The 15,666-nt window shown below is 68.2% G+C and carries 16 protein-coding genes; all 16 read right to left on the reverse strand.

Annotated features, from left to right (window positions below):
• Positions 1 to 108: 108 nt before the first annotated feature.
• The gene (locus tag RZA67_RS12985) at positions 109 to 474 is read right to left on the reverse strand and encodes a hypothetical protein (RefSeq protein ID WP_317213141.1); all 366 of its coding nucleotides are present in this window, start codon (positions 472 to 474) and stop codon (positions 109 to 111) included.
• A 37-nt stretch (positions 475 to 511) separates the two neighbouring features.
• A complete protein-coding gene (locus RZA67_RS12990) occupies positions 512 to 970 on the reverse strand; it encodes a cellulose synthase (protein ID WP_317213142.1) in 459 nt (152 codons plus the stop codon).
• Positions 971 to 1,210: 240 nt separating this feature from the next.
• Positions 1,211 to 2,398: a nicotinate phosphoribosyltransferase gene (pncB, locus tag RZA67_RS12995; protein WP_317213143.1), complete on the reverse strand. Its 1,188-nt coding sequence runs from the start codon at positions 2,396 to 2,398 to the stop codon at positions 1,211 to 1,213.
• Positions 2,399 to 3,033: 635 nt separating this feature from the next.
• Positions 3,034 to 3,867 carry a glycosyltransferase family 2 protein gene (locus RZA67_RS13000; RefSeq protein ID WP_317213144.1) on the reverse strand — a complete coding sequence of 278 codons (834 nt, stop codon included), beginning with the start codon at positions 3,865 to 3,867 and terminating at the stop codon, positions 3,034 to 3,036.
• Positions 3,864 to 4,724 carry a glycosyltransferase gene (locus RZA67_RS13005; RefSeq protein ID WP_317213145.1) on the reverse strand — a complete coding sequence of 287 codons (861 nt, stop codon included), beginning with the start codon at positions 4,722 to 4,724 and terminating at the stop codon, positions 3,864 to 3,866. Before RZA67_RS13005 ends, RZA67_RS13000 begins: the two co-directional genes overlap by 4 nt.
• Before the next feature lie 95 nt (positions 4,725 to 4,819).
• Positions 4,820 to 7,012 carry a type II secretion system secretin GspD gene (gene gspD / locus RZA67_RS13010; protein WP_317213146.1) on the reverse strand — a complete coding sequence of 731 codons (2,193 nt, stop codon included), beginning with the start codon at positions 7,010 to 7,012 and terminating at the stop codon, positions 4,820 to 4,822.
• Between the two features lie 10 nt (positions 7,013 to 7,022).
• Positions 7,023 to 7,799, reverse strand: coding sequence for a hypothetical protein (locus RZA67_RS13015; protein WP_317213147.1), 777 nt, complete (start codon positions 7,797 to 7,799; stop codon positions 7,023 to 7,025).
• Positions 7,789 to 8,547, reverse strand: a complete 759-nt coding sequence (gene gspM / locus RZA67_RS13020) for a type II secretion system protein GspM (protein ID WP_317214014.1) — start codon at positions 8,545 to 8,547, stop codon at positions 7,789 to 7,791. Before gspM ends, RZA67_RS13015 begins: the two co-directional genes overlap by 11 nt.
• Complete coding sequence (locus RZA67_RS13025) at positions 8,531 to 9,679, reverse strand: PilN domain-containing protein (RefSeq protein ID WP_317213148.1); 1,149 nt, start codon at positions 9,677 to 9,679, stop codon at positions 8,531 to 8,533. Before RZA67_RS13025 ends, gspM begins: the two co-directional genes overlap by 17 nt.
• Entirely contained in the window at positions 9,676 to 10,548 is an 873-nt protein-coding gene (locus RZA67_RS13030; RefSeq protein WP_317213149.1) for a type II secretion system protein GspK, read from the reverse strand. The genes RZA67_RS13025 and RZA67_RS13030 overlap by 4 nt, the downstream gene beginning before the upstream one ends.
• On the reverse strand, positions 10,545 to 11,177 hold the full coding sequence (locus tag RZA67_RS13035) for a prepilin-type N-terminal cleavage/methylation domain-containing protein (protein ID WP_317213150.1): 633 nt from the start codon (positions 11,175 to 11,177) through the stop codon (positions 10,545 to 10,547). Before RZA67_RS13035 ends, RZA67_RS13030 begins: the two co-directional genes overlap by 4 nt.
• The gene (locus RZA67_RS13040) at positions 11,174 to 11,599 is read right to left on the reverse strand and encodes a prepilin-type N-terminal cleavage/methylation domain-containing protein (protein ID WP_317213151.1); all 426 of its coding nucleotides are present in this window, start codon (positions 11,597 to 11,599) and stop codon (positions 11,174 to 11,176) included. The genes RZA67_RS13035 and RZA67_RS13040 overlap by 4 nt, the downstream gene beginning before the upstream one ends.
• A complete protein-coding gene (locus tag RZA67_RS13045; protein WP_317214015.1) occupies positions 11,596 to 12,087 on the reverse strand; it encodes a GspH/FimT family pseudopilin in 492 nt (163 codons plus the stop codon). The genes RZA67_RS13040 and RZA67_RS13045 overlap by 4 nt, the downstream gene beginning before the upstream one ends.
• Positions 12,088 to 12,092: 5 nt before the next feature.
• Complete coding sequence (gspG, locus tag RZA67_RS13050) at positions 12,093 to 12,527, reverse strand: type II secretion system major pseudopilin GspG (protein ID WP_317213152.1); 435 nt, start codon at positions 12,525 to 12,527, stop codon at positions 12,093 to 12,095.
• A 32-nt stretch (positions 12,528 to 12,559) separates the two neighbouring features.
• Positions 12,560 to 13,780 (reverse strand): type II secretion system F family protein, encoded by a 1,221-nt coding sequence (locus RZA67_RS13055; RefSeq protein WP_317213153.1) that lies wholly within the window; start codon positions 13,778 to 13,780, stop codon positions 12,560 to 12,562.
• A 2-nt stretch (positions 13,781 to 13,782) separates the two neighbouring features.
• A complete protein-coding gene (gene gspE / locus RZA67_RS13060) occupies positions 13,783 to 15,507 on the reverse strand; it encodes a type II secretion system ATPase GspE (protein WP_317213154.1) in 1,725 nt (574 codons plus the stop codon).
• Positions 15,508 to 15,666 lie beyond the last annotated feature (159 nt).

Here is a 15,666-nt window from a genome sequence, read left to right on the forward strand (position 1 = left end):
CTTGGGGGGCTTGGTCATGTCACATCCACTTCAGCCGCGTACGCAGCCAGTCTTGATCGGGCATGCCTGGCCAGCGCCACCGTCGAGGTGACGCGCAGGCGGACGGGTTCAGCGCTGTCGCAGGCGCGCAAGCGGGCTCTGCGCGGCCGCGGGCAACGGGGCCGCCGCCAGCCGCGCGAACAGTGCGGATAGCGGTGTGGCCGGCGCATCAGCGGCCGGCAGGATGGCCTCGGCCACAGCCTTCCCTGCGACCTCCACCCGGCCCTCAGCCGACGCCGTTACGGCCGCTCGAGCCGCTTCGGTGGGGGCAGCGGCCTCGGCTGCAGCAGGCGCCACCTCGGGCACCGGCGGCGCGGCTGCGCGGGGCGCTGATGCAGGGGGCGAGAAATCGTGGTACTGCGGCGTGCTGTCACGCCGGCCCAGGCGCTTGAACAGGCCGGCAACATCGTCATGGCTTTCTGCATCGGTGGGCATGGTTGAGCTCATCGCAAAAGCGGAAGAAGAAGGCCGGTCAGGCCACGCGGGACAGCACGTAACGCTGCAGGTCGGCGGTGCCATTGCCCGCGTGGCCCACGTCCAGAGCGGGCAACATGCCAGCAGCGTTGAACCAGTGCCGGTAAGCGCCCTCGAGGAAGCCGCCGGCCCAGTCCGCGTCGGTGCCCAGCAGCGCCGACAGCGGCGATCCCAGATGCTCGATGCTGACCTGTGCCGATTGCTCGACGAAGCACACACTGCCCCATTGAGCCGCAGCCCAGACCTGATTGCAGGCCTGCTGCAGCTGGTCCAGATCGTCGCAGTCGGGCAACGGGTGCGACTGGGCAAAGCGTTCGCCCATGCGCGCCATCAACCGATGCAGCTCCGCGCCCGGCAGGGCGTCAGCGAACTCGGCTGCCATGGCCCGCAGAAAGCCGCGCCACTGCGGTGCGCACACCTGCGAACGGTAGTAATCCAAAGCTGCTGAAGTGCTCATCCCCAATTCCCAAGTCACCGGCCCGGCGACCTGCGAAGGTCCCCTACGCCGACTGGCGGCCCAAAGCGAGAAATGCTGACGCCATTGTTGCATAGGCCCCGCCACGCAACGATCACGTGTCCCATACAGCAACCTCGTGGCCGCAGGGTACGGCATCGCACGCGCACGCGCCAACAAGTGTGATGACCATCGCATTTCACTGGACCGAAACCCGAGGCAGGATGCCCTGCTGCGTCAGTTTCAGCCGTCCTGCGTCACCGGCAACTCGAACACCTGCCGCAGATAGGCCAGGTAGCCAGGGTCGTCACACATGCTCTTGCCGGGTGAATCGCTCAGCTTGGCCACCGGCTGCCCATTGCAGCGGACCATCTTGATGACGATGTTGAGCGGCGTGGGGCCGAGATCGTTGGTGAGATGGGTGCCGACCCCGAACGCTACCTGGCAGCGCCCGCGGAAGTAATCGAACAGGCGCATCACTTTCTGGATGTCGAGACCATCGCTGAAAACCAGCACCTTGCTACGGGGGTCGACACGACGGTGCTGGAAGTGGGCAAGCATGCGATCGCCCCAGTCGAAGGGATCGCCCGAGTCGTGGCGCACGCCATCAAACAGCTTGCAGAAATACATGTCGAAGTCGCGCAGGAACGCCTCCAGACCGACGACATCGGACAAGGCGATACCCAGATCACCGCGATACTCGCGGGCCCATGCTTCCAGTGCCGCCACCTGCGAGTCACGCAGCCGCGGCCCCAGCGCCTGGAACGCCTGCAGGTACTCATGGGCCATGGTGCCATGCGGGGTCATGCCGTACAGGCGGGCGAAATGCACGTTGCTGGTGCCCACCAGCTGCGGGCCCAGCGCATCGCGCAGCAGGGGCAGCAGACGCGCGTGCCAGTCACGCGAGTACCGTCGCCGCGTTCCGTAGTCGGCGATGCGGCAGTTCTCGAAGCCCGGCGTATCGCGCAGCAGCGCTGCCTTGGCCTGCAGCCGACGTTCGCCTTCGGCGATGTCCGCCGTCCCGGTATTGCGGAACCAGACCTCGTTGATGATCGCCAGCAGCGGCACCTCGAACATGATGGTGTGCAGCCACGGGCCGGTGATGTCCAGATCGATCTCGCCGGGCACGGTGGTCGACGGACGCAGCGAGATGTATTTGCGGTCAAGATGGAACAGGCCGAGAAAGTCGACGAAATCCGGCTTCACGAAGCGCAGCCCGCGCATGTAGTCGAGCTCGGCCGCGGTGAAGCGCAGGCTGCACAGGTGATCGATTTCCTCGTTGATCTGATCGATGTAGCGCGCCAGGTCGATTCCCGGGTTACGGCACTTGAACCGGTATTGCACCAGTGCGGCGGGGTGCTGGTGCAGCACCGCCTGCATCATGGTGAACTTGTACAGGTCGGTGTCGAGCAGGGATTGGATGATGGCCATGGGCTGATTATGCCCCCCGGCGCGTGAACCAGCGAACGGCACAGCCCCTTGTGGCTGGGGATGGTTGGCGACAGCCGAAGGCAAAGGCAAGGGCCAGGGCAACAGCGGGGGCGCTGTGAGCGGGCCGGGCGGGGCGGGTTTGTGGGGGACGGCAAAAACTGCATCCATGCGTGCCTTGTTTCGCGCCGTCCTGGCGCTCGACACCCCCACAAACCCGCCCCGCCCGGCCTGTGACAGTCCTCGTGGGCGTCAGCCACAGAAAAAAAGAAAAAAGAAAAAAGAAAAAAGCAAAAGCAAAAGCAAAAGCAAAGGCAGAAGCATCCATCTCCGGGGAGGGTGCCAGCGCAAAGGCGTGACGACCAACGGTCGTCACCTACCAGGAGCGGGGCAACAGCGCCTGTGCCGTCCGTCCATCGGGCTGTGTGCCGGTGGGCCGGGGCAGGTTTGCGGGGGTGTGGAGCGCCAGGACGGCGCGAGACAAGGCCCGCATGGACGCAGCTTTTGCCGTCCCCCGCCAACCTGCCCCGGCCCGCCTCACCAGCACAGAACAACAGCCGACGCTCTCAGCTGTTGCTGTTGCTGTTGCTGTTGCTGTTGCTGTTGCTTCTGCGGGGTGCAGGGGCGCAGCCCCTGCGTTACCTCATCAACAGTCGGGGGACCTGCAGCAGCGCGTGGGCCCAGATCGCCCCCCACACCGCCACCCGTACCGGCACGCTGCGCCGACGCGCTTCGAACTTGCAGAAATACCGCCACAACCCCCGATGCTTGTGCCATTCCACAAAGAACGGCCGCGACCGGCTGGATACCCCGCGCACGTGCAGCACCTGCAGATCATTGGCTACCGCCACCACCGCGCCGGCCTCGACCACACTGCGGCACAGGTCCAGGTCCTCTACATGCAGCCGGTAGCCCGCGTCCCAGCCGCCGACCCGCTCGAACAGCGCGCGCGGCATCAGCAGCAGTGCACCGGAGAGTGCCGGCACGCGCTGCAGCGGCTGGGTCGGATCACGGACGATCGCCAGCTTCCCGCCCTGCCCCGGCGAACGCAGCATCTGCAGGAAATCCGGCGCGCGGCGCCGTACCGCCGGGTCCGGCACGCCCTGTTCGTCGACCTGCTCGACGCCCAGCAGACAGTCCCCGAGAGACATCGCCCGCTGCTGCAGGTGAGCCAGCGTGGTCGGCGGCAGCATCACATCCGGATTGACGAAGGCCAGCCAGTCACAACTGGACGCGGCCACGCCCTGGTTGTTGGCCGTGGCAAACCCCGGGTTATCCGGATTGGCGATGAAACGCACACGCGGATCGGCACTGGCGTGGCGCTGCAGGATCTCCACGGTGCCATCGCTGGACGCGTTGTCGACCACACGGATCTGGGCGATGCCCTCGGCGGCACGCAGGTGCTGCAGGCAGGCGTCGAGCGTGCTGGCGCTCTGGTAGGTCACCACGATGGCGGCAATGCCGTTGTTCAAGCAGAAGGCTCCGGAGGCAGGAGGGCAGCAGCGGCGAACAGCTCGCCCTGCGACGCCGGCATTATCGTCTGTTGATAGCGCTGCTGCAGGGACTGCCGCGTTTCGTGCAGAGGGTCGCGCATCAGCATGCCGGCCAGCCGTGCGGTCCAGGCCGGCCAACGCGTGGCCAGGGCCTCCATGTCACCGGGCGCAGTGATGCCTTCGCCGGCACGGGCGACGAAGGCGGTCTCACACAGTACATTGCGCCAGCCAAGGCCGGCCATGCGCAGACTCAGATCGATAAGCGCTGCGGTCCAGCCTGCATAGCTGTCCACGTCCAGACGTCCGGCACGCCGGCGTGCGTTGCCGCGTACAAGCACCGCGTGGGTTTCCGCAGCCGGCAGCTCGGGATGCCGCGGCGGCAATCCGGCGCAGGCTGCCGCCAGCGCATCAAGCTGCGCAGGCCGCGGATTGACCTCGCCCAGACGCGGCCATGCCGCGCTCTGTCCGGCGTTGCTCCATGGGGTGGCGGTGGCGACCGCGGCATCGCGCTCAAAGCACGCGTGCAGGTGCGCGAGCCAGCCGGGTGCCGGCTCGCTGTCCGGCGCCAGCACCGCCACATCCAGCCCCTGACAGGCCTGCAGCATTTCATCCAGGTGGGCGACCTCGCCGAGCGGACGCGCCCGTCGGGTGTATTCGGCCTGCAGGGGGGTCTGCGCCAGCCAGTGCGCGATGACGTCCTGCGCGCGCGGTCCGGCCTGCGCGTCATCGGCAAGCCAGACGGCGGTGCCGGCAGGTGTGGACCGGTCCAGCGCAGCCAGGCACCGGTCCAGCGCGGTATCGTCCACGCCCAGCGGTAACAACACGATCGCCCCCATCCGGCCTCCCCTGCTGGCTGCGCGACCTGCCCGAAGCGACAGGTGCGATGCGCGCAAGGGTAGCAAAGCGCGACCTCCGGCGGAGGTCGCAGGGACTACAGAACCTTGCGCGACGGCTTGATCGGCTCCATGGCGCGGAACCGGCTGCTGTACTCGTCGGTCAGGTCGCGTGCCTCCTGCGGGTTGCGCACGATGGTCGGCGTCAGCAGGATGATCACCTCGGAGCGGTTGCTCACCCGGCTCTTCTGCCCGAACAGCGCGCCCACCAGCGGGATGCGGCTCAACCCGGGGATGCCGTTGTGGCCATCGGTCCCCGAGTCGGTCATCAGCCCGGCCAGCATGATGGTGTCACCGTTCTGCACCGCCGCCTCGGTGGACAGCTTGCGTGTGGCAATGCGGGGGTTGCAGTTGCGCTCCTGCGGGTTGCAGTTGGCCGGCACGTCGTCGGCGGTACTGACCTCCTGCACGATGTCCATGAACACCGTGCCATCGCGGGTGACGCGCGGCCGCACCTTGAGGATCACACCGGTGTCGATGTACTGCACCTGGCTGTAGGTATTGGTGCCAACCCCGGCGTTGATCGTGGTCGAGCTGATCGGCACCTTGTTGCCCACGTTCAAGGTGGCCTCGGCGTTGTTGCGCACGAAGATCGACGGCGTCTGCAGCAGGCGCACGTCGGTCACCGAGTCCAGTGCACTGACCACGGCGGCCGCGCCGTGGCGGGCCACCGTCCAGCTGGCGTTGCTGCCGGTGATCACACCAGCCAGGCTCTGCCAGCCGCCGCTCGGCCGCGCATCCAGGCCCAGGCCCGGCCCCTGCGGTCCAATGCCATCGCCGGCAAACGGCCGCGTCAGTGCGTTCTCGAAATACCAGTTGACCCCGTACTTGAGATCACCGCGCAACGCCACCTCCGCCACCTGCGCCTCGATATGGACCTGCATCGGCATCACGTCGAGCTTGTCGATCACTTCGCGGATGGAGCGCCAGGCCTGTGGCGAAGCGCGCACCAGCAAGGCGTTGGTTTCCTCCACTGCCGAGACCCCGACGGTGTCGCCGGCGATTTCCAGGCTGACGCTGGCATTGCCGGACTGGCGCTGCGGCAACTGCATGCCGCCGCCACTGCTTCCACTGCCACCTGTGCTGCCGCCGAAGCTCGAATCGCCGTCGTTGGACAGCTCACCACCGTTCGAATCGATGCGCGTGCTGCGCGCGCCCGGGGCCAGCGACGCACTGCTGTCGCCGCGCCCGGCCTGGGTCGAGAACGCTTCTGCCAGCCGCTCGGCCAGATCACGTGCCTTGATGTAACGCAGCTCATAGGTGAACAGCCGCGGCGCGCCGCCCGCCGTATCGATGCGATCAAGCCACTGCTGGATCTGGTCCAGGTAGCGCGCCTGCGGGGTGATCACCAGGACCGCGTTGGCGTTTTCCAGCGGCAGGAAGCGCAGCATGCCGGCACTCGGGGTACCGCTTTCCTCGCCGAAGATCTTCTCCAGATCGGCCGATACCTGTTCGGCGCGACCGGACTGGATCGGAAACACACCGACGGACATGCCCGACAGCCAGTCCACATCGAAGATCTCCACCGTGCGCAGGTAGTTCTCCAGCTCGTTGCGGGTACCGCCCAGGGTGATGACATTGCGGCCGCTGTCCACGTTGACGATCGCATTGGGGCGCGCATACGGCTCAAGCACCTTTTTCATCTCGCTGGCAGAGATGTACTGCAGCGGTACCACGCGCACCTCGAAGCCGCGTGCGCTGGACGCGGGCGCGGTGCTGGGCGCGACCGTGCCGGCCAGTGCCTGGTCGGCAGCCACGATGTTGTAGCGACCGCCGCTGTAGACCATGCGTGCGTTGTTCCAGCCCAGCACCATTTCCAGCAGGTTCATCGCCTGCGCCGAGGACACTGGCTTGGGCGTGGCCAGGGTCACCGTGCCCTGCACACCCGGCGCGATCACATAGTTCTGCCCCAGCATGTCGCCGAGGATCGCCTTGATCACGGCATGCAGCGACTCACCCTCGAAGTTGAAGGTGGCCGAGCCGCTCCCGGCCTGCGCCAGTGAGGGGGACGCAGCGGCTGCGGCAGGACGGTTGATCATCGTGCCACTGCCCCGGCGGATCACGGCCTGCGGCGCACCCCGGGTGTCTTCCAGCGCGGCGTCGCTGGCCGCGCTGCCGGCGGCAGGTGCGGTCACCGGTGCGGGACCGCGGTGCAGCTGAGGCGAGGACATGGAGGCGCACCCACCCAGCAGGGCAAGTGCGAATGAACAGACCACGTAACGCAGGCTCATGCTTTTCACTCTATCGGTTGGCGGCGCCGCCGGCAGGCGACCCCGACTGCTGTTTCTGTTGCTGTTGCTGTTGCTGAAGCTGCGCGCGGCGGGCACGGATGCGCTCGCGGATCGCGTTCATCTGCTCCTCGCTGGGTCCATTGGTCACGGCGGGCGCCGGTGCGGCGGCCGGCCCGGGCATCGCCGGCTCGGCGCGACCAGCGCCAGCGGCCGCGTCGCGGCGCTGGGTCCGCGCCGCATCCGGCAGCGGCGGCAGCGCGCGCTGCGCATCCTGTGCTCCCAGCACCGTCGGCGGCTGCCCGCCCTTGCCGTCGAACACCGCCAGCTCCAGCACCACAGCGCCTTCCGGGCCAAGCAGGGTGGCCCGCCGCGGCTCCAGCGCCAGCAGCTGCCAGCCCTCCACCGCCTCGCCGTTGACGTGCAGCCGCAGCGAACGGTCCTGCTCGTCGGTCAGCGTGGCCATGGCGAAGTCGCCCGCGAGCAGCACGCCGGTCAGGCGCACGCGTGAGGCGGAGGCCGCGTCGTCGGCACGCAGGCGGAACGGATGCGGCCGGCGATCCTCGCTGAACAGAGAACGCGCGCTGACCGCATCGAAACTTCCCGGCTCGGCCATCGGTGCCGCCTGCAAAGGGGGCAGCGTGGGCAACGGCGGCGGAACAACGTCACCGCGCCCCTGCGGTGCCACGCCTCCGCCCAGACCGAGCAGCGCGGCAACCCAGCACAGCGCGGAGACCACGGTGATCGCGGCGACGATCCAGGTACGCGGGGTGGAGGACTCAAGGCGCATCGCCCGTCTCCTCCAGCGGCACGTCGACCACCTCGGCCGCGTCCTCGACCACGTTTGGCGCAGCAACGTTCTCTTCGTCCCCCACCGACCCCGCCGCTGCGGCACCGGGCGAATCCAGCATGCCCGCCGGCGCAGGCGCAGGGGTGGCCGGTTCGGACGCGGCGCCTTGCAGCATCGGCTGCAGATAGCCCACCAGTTCGAAAGACACATCCAGCCCGGTACCGGTCTCCTGCGCGGAGGCCTGATAACGCTGCGCGAGTACGTTCAGGTTTTCCACGAACAGGCGCGGTGCGCCGGTTTCCAGCCCATGCAGCACCTGCGCCATCTCGGCCACACCGCAGCGCAGCCGCACCTGCAGGGCGACACGCGCGAATTCGCCGTCACCCCGGTTACCCGGCAGGGGCGTGCGGTTGCTCACCACACAGGCGCGGTTGCCGGGGCTGGCCTGGGCCACGGCCTCCTGCAGGCGTACGCCCAGGGTGGCAGCGGCGCTCTCTTCGGTGGCAGCGGTCAGCAGGCCGGGACGGGTGCGCAGCTCCTCCTGCACCTGTTGCAGGCGCTGGGCTACTTCGGGCCCCTGCTCCAGCTGCGCGGCAACCCGCTGTCCGCGCTCCTGCAGGGCCTCGATGTCCTGGTTGATCGCCATGAGCGGCGCGGTGAACCACGGGTGGATCAGCAGCAGATACGCCAGCGCCAGCAGCGCCAGCAGCAGACCCAACGCCAGCCAGCGGTCACGGCTGTTTGGCAGATGCCGCATCGGCAGTCTCCTGTACCGGTGCCGGACGGGTCGGCGCAGCCTGCAGCTCGGCGGTGAGGGTGAACCGGTCGCGGCCGTTGGCGGCCTGGTCCGCCTGCAGCACGCCGGTGAGGTTCACCCGCCGCCACAGTGGCGAGGGTTCCAGCAGTGACACCAGCTGATTGGCCTCGCGGGTCAGCCCGATCAACTGCAGGCTGCCGTTCTCGATGCCCATCTTTTCCAGATAGGTACCGGCAGGCAGCAGCTGGCTGAGTTCATTCCATACCTGGAGCGCGCCGGGTTGACGCGCACTCTTCTCGTCCAGGAACCGGGCGCCGTTCACCAGCGACTGCAGCAGGGCCCGCTGGTCGGAGACCTCGCGCGCCTGCCGCGCGCTCTGTTCGACCTGCGCGCGCAGACGGTCCGCCGCCGCTTCGCGGTTGTCCACCACGCGCTCGCCGGCCAGCATCAGCAGCACGGTGCTGACGGCAAGCAACAGAAGCTCGCGGCGGCGCTGCGGATTGACCTGTCGCCGCCGTTGGGCCGGCGGCAGCAGATTGATCTGCAATGCCGCGCCCTCATCGCCTGCCACGTCAAGCCCGGCAAGATCGGCGGCCAGTGGCCCCAGTTCCTGTTGCCACTGCTCAAGCTGTGGGCGCGGCAGGACCACCAGCTCGACGTCCACCTGTGAGTCTCCCACCGGCGCCAGTACCCGGACGTCGTGGACCACCTGATCGGCACGAAACGGCGTCTGCCGGTCAATCTCAAAACCCACCACATCGTGCAGGCGGGTCAGCGCGGCTGCCGGCAGGCGCAGGGGGCGACGCAGCACCTGCGCAGCAGGCAGCAGCCAATGGCGCGGCAGACGTCGCAATGGCGTCTCCAGCGCGGCTTCCAGCACGGCCGGCGGCGTTGGCCAGGGCAAGCGCGCGACGTCACTGCACACCGCAGCTATCTCGCGCTGCACGATCAGTTCCTCGCCCTGCCGACGCAGCAGCAGGCGTGCCGGCGACCATCCCAGCGCCCATTTCCAGCGCGCCGGCAACCAGGCCAGCAATGCCTCGCGCCACCAGCGCAGAAAACGGGACGTACGCAACGCGCCCTGCCCTGCCAGCTGGCTGATCCGTTCCTTCGGCCCAGTCATTGCGTTGCCATTCCCTGCTCCCAGTGAAGCACCGTAAACGCCTGCCCCAGGGCAGCATTCTGTGAATCGCGCACCACGGCACGTGTGACCGTCGTCCGGCCGGTGCCGTCAACGATGCTGCACTCGATACTATAGGTGCCGCTGCCGCTGGCAAGAGCCGGTGTCGCCGCGCCGTCCTGTTCGGCCGCCTCGGCCTGCCTGCGCTGGGCCAGAACCTGCTCGGCGTCCAGGCCCATCGCGGTAAGTACCGGGCCCGCCGCGACACGCGGATCGGGTTGTGCCGAGCGCCCGTGCACGGTGAGCATGGGACGCATGCTTGCGTAAAGCGATGCACGCATGCCCAGCACGCGCTGGAGCTCACCGGGGGTCTCGAAATTGCGGTTGCGCGGGCCATACGGCAGGCCGGCGGCGACATAATCGCGCACCTCGGCACCGCCGCCAGGCGGGCTGAGGTCGTCGGCGTCGCGCCAGTCAACGATGGCACCGGCCAGCTGCTGCGCCTGTGCGGGCGGCTCGCCGAGTGCGACCAGGAAGGCCTGCAGCAGAGTGAGATCGGCCAGATTGAGATTGATCTTGCCGGCCTCATCCTCGATGCGTATGTCCACCTGCATGTCATCGAAGCGCCACCGGTACCGCCTGCCATCGGCCTGCCATGCAGGACGCTGGGGATCGGCGCGCAGACGTGACACCGCATAGGCCACCCCCGCGCGCGCCACTTCCTGGCTGCGTGCGGCGTCGTCCTGCACCCGCTGCTGCAGATGTTCGGTGCGCGCACTGACCGCGAACGCGCCGACCACGGCGGTCAGCAGCGCGATCAGCCACAGCACCAGTACCAGCGCCGCACCGGCCTGGCGTGCCGCGCGCTTCATCGCCCACCAGCCTGGCCGGCGCGCTCGAGCGCGACCTGCAGCTCCGGCCAGGCTTGGCCGCGCTCGGGTACCACGTGGATCGACACCAGCACCGGCAGACGGCGGGTATCGTCCCAGCGCGGCAGCCAGTCGGTCCATTGGCCTGTTGCCGGATCGAGTCCGCGATAACGCATCGTGACCTCGCGCAGCTGCCCGACCAGCAGCTCGGGCCGGCGCGGCGGCTGTTCCGGGAAAAGCTGGCCGTCCTGCACCATCACCAGCCCCAGCTCCAGGCGCAGACCATCGGCACCTTTGGCAACCTGCAGGTCATGAAGATAGGGACCACCGCGCCCGAGATAACCGGGCAGGTCGGCGACAAAGCGCATGCCCTGCTCATCGCCGACGAAATACTGAGGCTCCCGGCCCGGGTCCAACGGCTGCAGCGGGCTGCGCAACGCCGCGCCGAGCTGGCGCCGCAACAGGCCCTGGACCGCGCGCATGCGCTCGCTGTCGGTAGCCATGACCTCACCGCGCTGGCTGATGGTCATCGCCGAGCGCACGGTGACAAAGGCCAATGCCAGGCCCGCAGCCAGCAGCACCGTGGCCACCAGCACCTCGATCAGGGTGAAGCCGGCAGCATGGCGCCTCACGTGCCCTGCTCCAGCGCGGGCGGCAGCAGCCGCAGGGTGCGCCACTGCAGCCGGCCCGCGCGCGCTCCCTGCCACTGCACCTGCAGCTCCAGCTGTACCAGCTGCGGCCCAGCCAACGGGGGCGCGGCAGCGGCGGCGCCGGCCTCCGGGCGGGGCTCCACATACGGGCTCACCTGCAGGGTCCAGCGGTAGGTCCCCTGCTCCCACTCCCCCTCGCGGCGGCCCACCGCCAGCGGTTCCACCACGCCGGCACTGGCCAGCAGTGACTGTGCGTGCAGCACCGCCCGCGCGCGCTGCGCGGCCATGCCGACCTGGCTGGCGGCCGAGGACAACGCCCCCAGCAGCAGGGTCAACGCCACGGCCAGCAGCGCGAACGCCACCAGCACCTCAAGCAGAGTGAAACCGCGGGCGGCGCGCTTCATGGCATCGCCTTCGGGCCGGATTCAACCTGCCCGGTCAGCCAGCCCACATCGATGCGCCAGCCGGCAGCGCCACGCTGCAGCTCGATGCGGCCCCCGCTGGAACCGCCGTCGGGGTGGAACTCGATCACCCCTTCGCCACGTGCGTCCTGCAGCTGCCCGGCGCCCTCGAAGTGGATCTGGAGCGCTTGAGGCAACGTGCCTTCGCGACCGTTGGCGGCGCGCCAGCGATGCTGCGCAGGTACGATCACAAAGCGCTGCGGCTGGCCGCGGGCAATGGCATGGGCGCGGGTGAAGCGCAGCTGGTTGGCCAGCTCCTTGCCCGCCGTGCGCAGTTGCAGGCCGGGCAGGCCCCGTGAAAACGCACTGGCGGTCACCAGCCCGATCGCGGCGATCAACGCGATGACCAGCAGCATTTCAAGCAGGGTCATGCCACCGGCACGCCCGCGCGCCGGCAGGCGCGACCTGCGATGTGGCACCCCCACCGGCATCGGCATTACTGCTCGTAGCGGATATCCGCATCGACGCTGCTGCCACCGGCCTTGCCGTCCTTGCCGAGGCTGATCAGCTCGTAATCCTGCCCTTCGCCAGGGGTGCGGTATTCCAGCGGATGGCCCCACGGGTCATTGAGGTCGGCACTCTTGGCATACGGGCCCAGCCAGCCCTGCACGCCCGCGGGAGCGTCGACCAGGTCCTGCAGCTGCGCCGGCAGCCGGTTGGTATCGAGCCGGTAGGTGTCGATCTTGCTGGCCACGGTCTGCACCTGGGCCTTGGCGATGTTGGCTTTGCCCCGGTCGGCACCACCGAGCACGCGACTGGCCACCAGGGTCAGCACCGCGCCGATCAGCACGATGACGATGATGATTTCCAGCAGGCTCATGCCCGACTGGTTGCGGGGAGAGGAAAAGCGGCGGAGAGAGCGTCGTTGCATCGTCGTAGATCCTGGGGTGACGGGGCCGTCGGTCAACCGATGGCGTTGGTGAGGTCATACAGGGGAACCAGTACCGCAATGATGACCACGCCGACCACCGAGGCCAAGACGAGGGTGATCATCGGGACCATCGCCGACAACAGGCGGTCGATGCTGCGCGCGGTGTCCTGTTCGAATGTGTCGGCTGTCTTGAGCAGCATGGTGTCCAGCGCACCGGACTCCTCGCCGACCTGGATCATCTGCAGCGCAAGCCGGGGAAAGCGCTGCCCACGCGACAGCGCCGTGGCCAAACCGCTGCCGTTCTTGACCGCCTCGGCGGCGGCATCGACGTCGGCGGCCAGCGCGCGGTTGCCCAGCACATTGCGTGCGATGCCCAGCGCCGCCAACAGCGGCACACCGTTGCGCAACAGCGTGCCCAGCGTGCGCGCCAGCCGCGCGCTCTCCAGCTTGCCGAGCAGCGGGCCGATGCCGCGACGCTGCAGCAGCCAACCGTCCAGCGTCAGCCTTGCCTGTGGCTGGCGCAGGCGACGCTCCACCAGCCAGACAACCGCCACCGGCACCGCCACCAGGTAGAACCAGCCATCGCGCACGACGCCGCCGGCCAGCAGTACCGCCTGGGTGAACCACGGCAGCGCCACATCCAGGCTTTCGTACATCTGCGCGAACTGCGGCACCACGTAGCCGAGCAGGAAAAGCAGCGCGGCACCCACCACCAGCAGCAGGATCGCCGGATAGATCAACGCGTTGACCACCCTCCCCTGCAGTTCGCGGCTGCGTTCGAGGTAATCGGCCAGCCGCTGCAGCGTTTCGTGCAGGCTGCCGCCGGCTTCACCGGCGCGCACCATGTTGACGTAGAGCCGGGAAAACAGGCCGTGCTGACGCTCCAGCGCGGTGGACAATGCCGCACCGCCGCGCACCGTGTCGCGGATCTCCTCGACCACGCGCCGGCTACGTTCGTCCTCCGGCGCGGCCAGCAGGATGGTCAGCGCGCGGTCCAGCGGCTGGCCGGCGCCCAGCAGGGTCGACAGCTGCTGGGTGAACTGCAGCAACGCGGCGCCCTGCATCGGGCGCGGCCTGAACAGCCCGCGCCAGGGCGCAGCACCTGCCACGCCCTCGGCGGCCAACGCGGTTTCCATCGGCAGATGACCCTGCTCCTGCAGGCGCAGCACCAGCTCGGCCTGGCTGGGCGCTTCCATCTGCCCGTCAACCAGTTCGCCACGGCCATCCAGCGCCTTGTAGCGGTACAGCGGCATGCTCAGCTTTCCTCGGTCACGCGCAGCACCTCTTCCAGCGTGGTCTGCCCTGCCAGCGCTTTGGACAACCCGTCTTCATACATCGTGCGCATGCCGGCCGCGCGCGCCAGCCGCTCGATCTCGCCCATGCCATCGCGGCGCATCACCGCCCGCCGCAGTTCATCGTCCATCACCAGAAACTCCATGATGGTGGTCCGACCGAGGTAACCGGTCGGCGCCAGCGCGGAAGGACGCGGCCGGTACAGATGGATCTCGCCATCCGGCTGCAGCCGGCGCAGATCGAAGCGTTCGATCTCCTCCGGCGAGGCCAGGTAGCGTTCGGCGTGCGTGGGCTCGAGCCGGCGTACCAGACGCTGGGCCAGGATGCCGTTGATGGTGGAGGTCAGCAGATAGTCTTCCACCCCCATGTCGAGCAGCCGGGTGATGCCACCGGCGGCATTGTTGGTGTGCAGGGTGGACAGCACCATGTGCCCGGTCAGGGCGGACTGGATGGCGATGCGCGCGGTTTCAAGATCGCGCATTTCACCGATCATGATGATGTCCGGGTCCTGGCGGACGATGCTGCGCAGCGCATTGGCAAAATCCAGGCCGATCTGCGGCTTGGCCTGGATCTGGTTGATGCCTTCGATCTGGTACTCGATCGGATCTTCAACCGTGATGATTTTGACATCGGCCGTGTTGAGCTGGCTCAACGCGGTGTACAGCGTGGTGGTCTTGCCGGAGCCCGTCGGCCCGGTCACCAGCAGGATGCCGTGCGGCAGGTCGAGCACCTTGCGGAACTGCGGCAGGAAGGCATCGGTGAAGCCGAGTCGATGGAAGTCGAACACCACCGTCTCGCGGTCCAGCAGACGCATCACCACGCTCTCACCGTGGGCAGTGGGAACAGTGCTCACGCGCAGGTCCAGCTCCTTGCCCTGCACACGCAGCATGATGCGACCGTCCTGCGGCAGGCGTCGCTCGGCGATGTTGAGCCGCGCCATGATCTTGATGCGGCTGATCACCGCGGCGGTGAGATTGGCCGGCGGGCTCTCGCCTTCCACCAGCACGCCGTCAACCCGGTAGCGCACCTTCAGGCGGCTCTCGAACGGTTCGACATGAATGTCCGACGCGCGCAGCTCCACGGCGCGCTGCATCACCAGGTTGACCAGCCGGATGACCGGCGCCTCCGAGGCGAGGTCACGCAGATGCTCGATGTCATCGATGGCGGCGCCTTCGCCGTCAGCGGTCTCCAGAATCGCGCCCATCGCGCTGCGGCCCTGCCCATACCAACGTTCGATCAGGTCATCGATCTCCGAGCGCACGCCGATGCGCGGCAGCACGGCCAGGCCGGTGGCGAGCGCCACCGCCTGTCGCGGATACGGATCGTGCACATCCGCCTGCCAGAGCTGCAGGCCGTTCTCGTCCAGCGCAACCGGGCAGACATGGAACTGCTTGAGGAAGCGCAGGCTCACCGGCAGGCCATCGGCGAGCGCCGGCGGCGGTGCGTCGGGCAGCGCTTTACCATCAAGCACCGGCAGATCGAACACCTCGGCACTGACCTGCGCCTGGTCGCGCTCGGACACCAGGCCCAGCCGCACCAGCAGCGCCACCAGGCTGCCACCGGCTTCGGCATGCAGCGCGCGCGCCTTGGCCAGGTCGTTCTCGCGAAGACGGCCACGCGCCAACAACGCGTCGATCAACGGCGCATCGATGCCATCGGGCAAACCGGGTTCAGCAACCGCGTTCACAGGGATCCTCCGCAAAGCCACGCTGACTGTAGCAGTTCGTCTGCAGGCTGACGCGCGCATGGGCTGTGCGCAGGCGTGTGCACGGCAGCACAGATCGCGCGGGACTGCGGCAAGCGGGACATTGACGACAACGGAAGATCTGCAGGACGGGACGGGGTG

The sequence above is a fragment of the Stenotrophomonas sp. C3(2023) genome (assembly GCF_032911385.1).
GTDB lineage: Bacteria > Pseudomonadota > Gammaproteobacteria > Xanthomonadales > Xanthomonadaceae > Stenotrophomonas.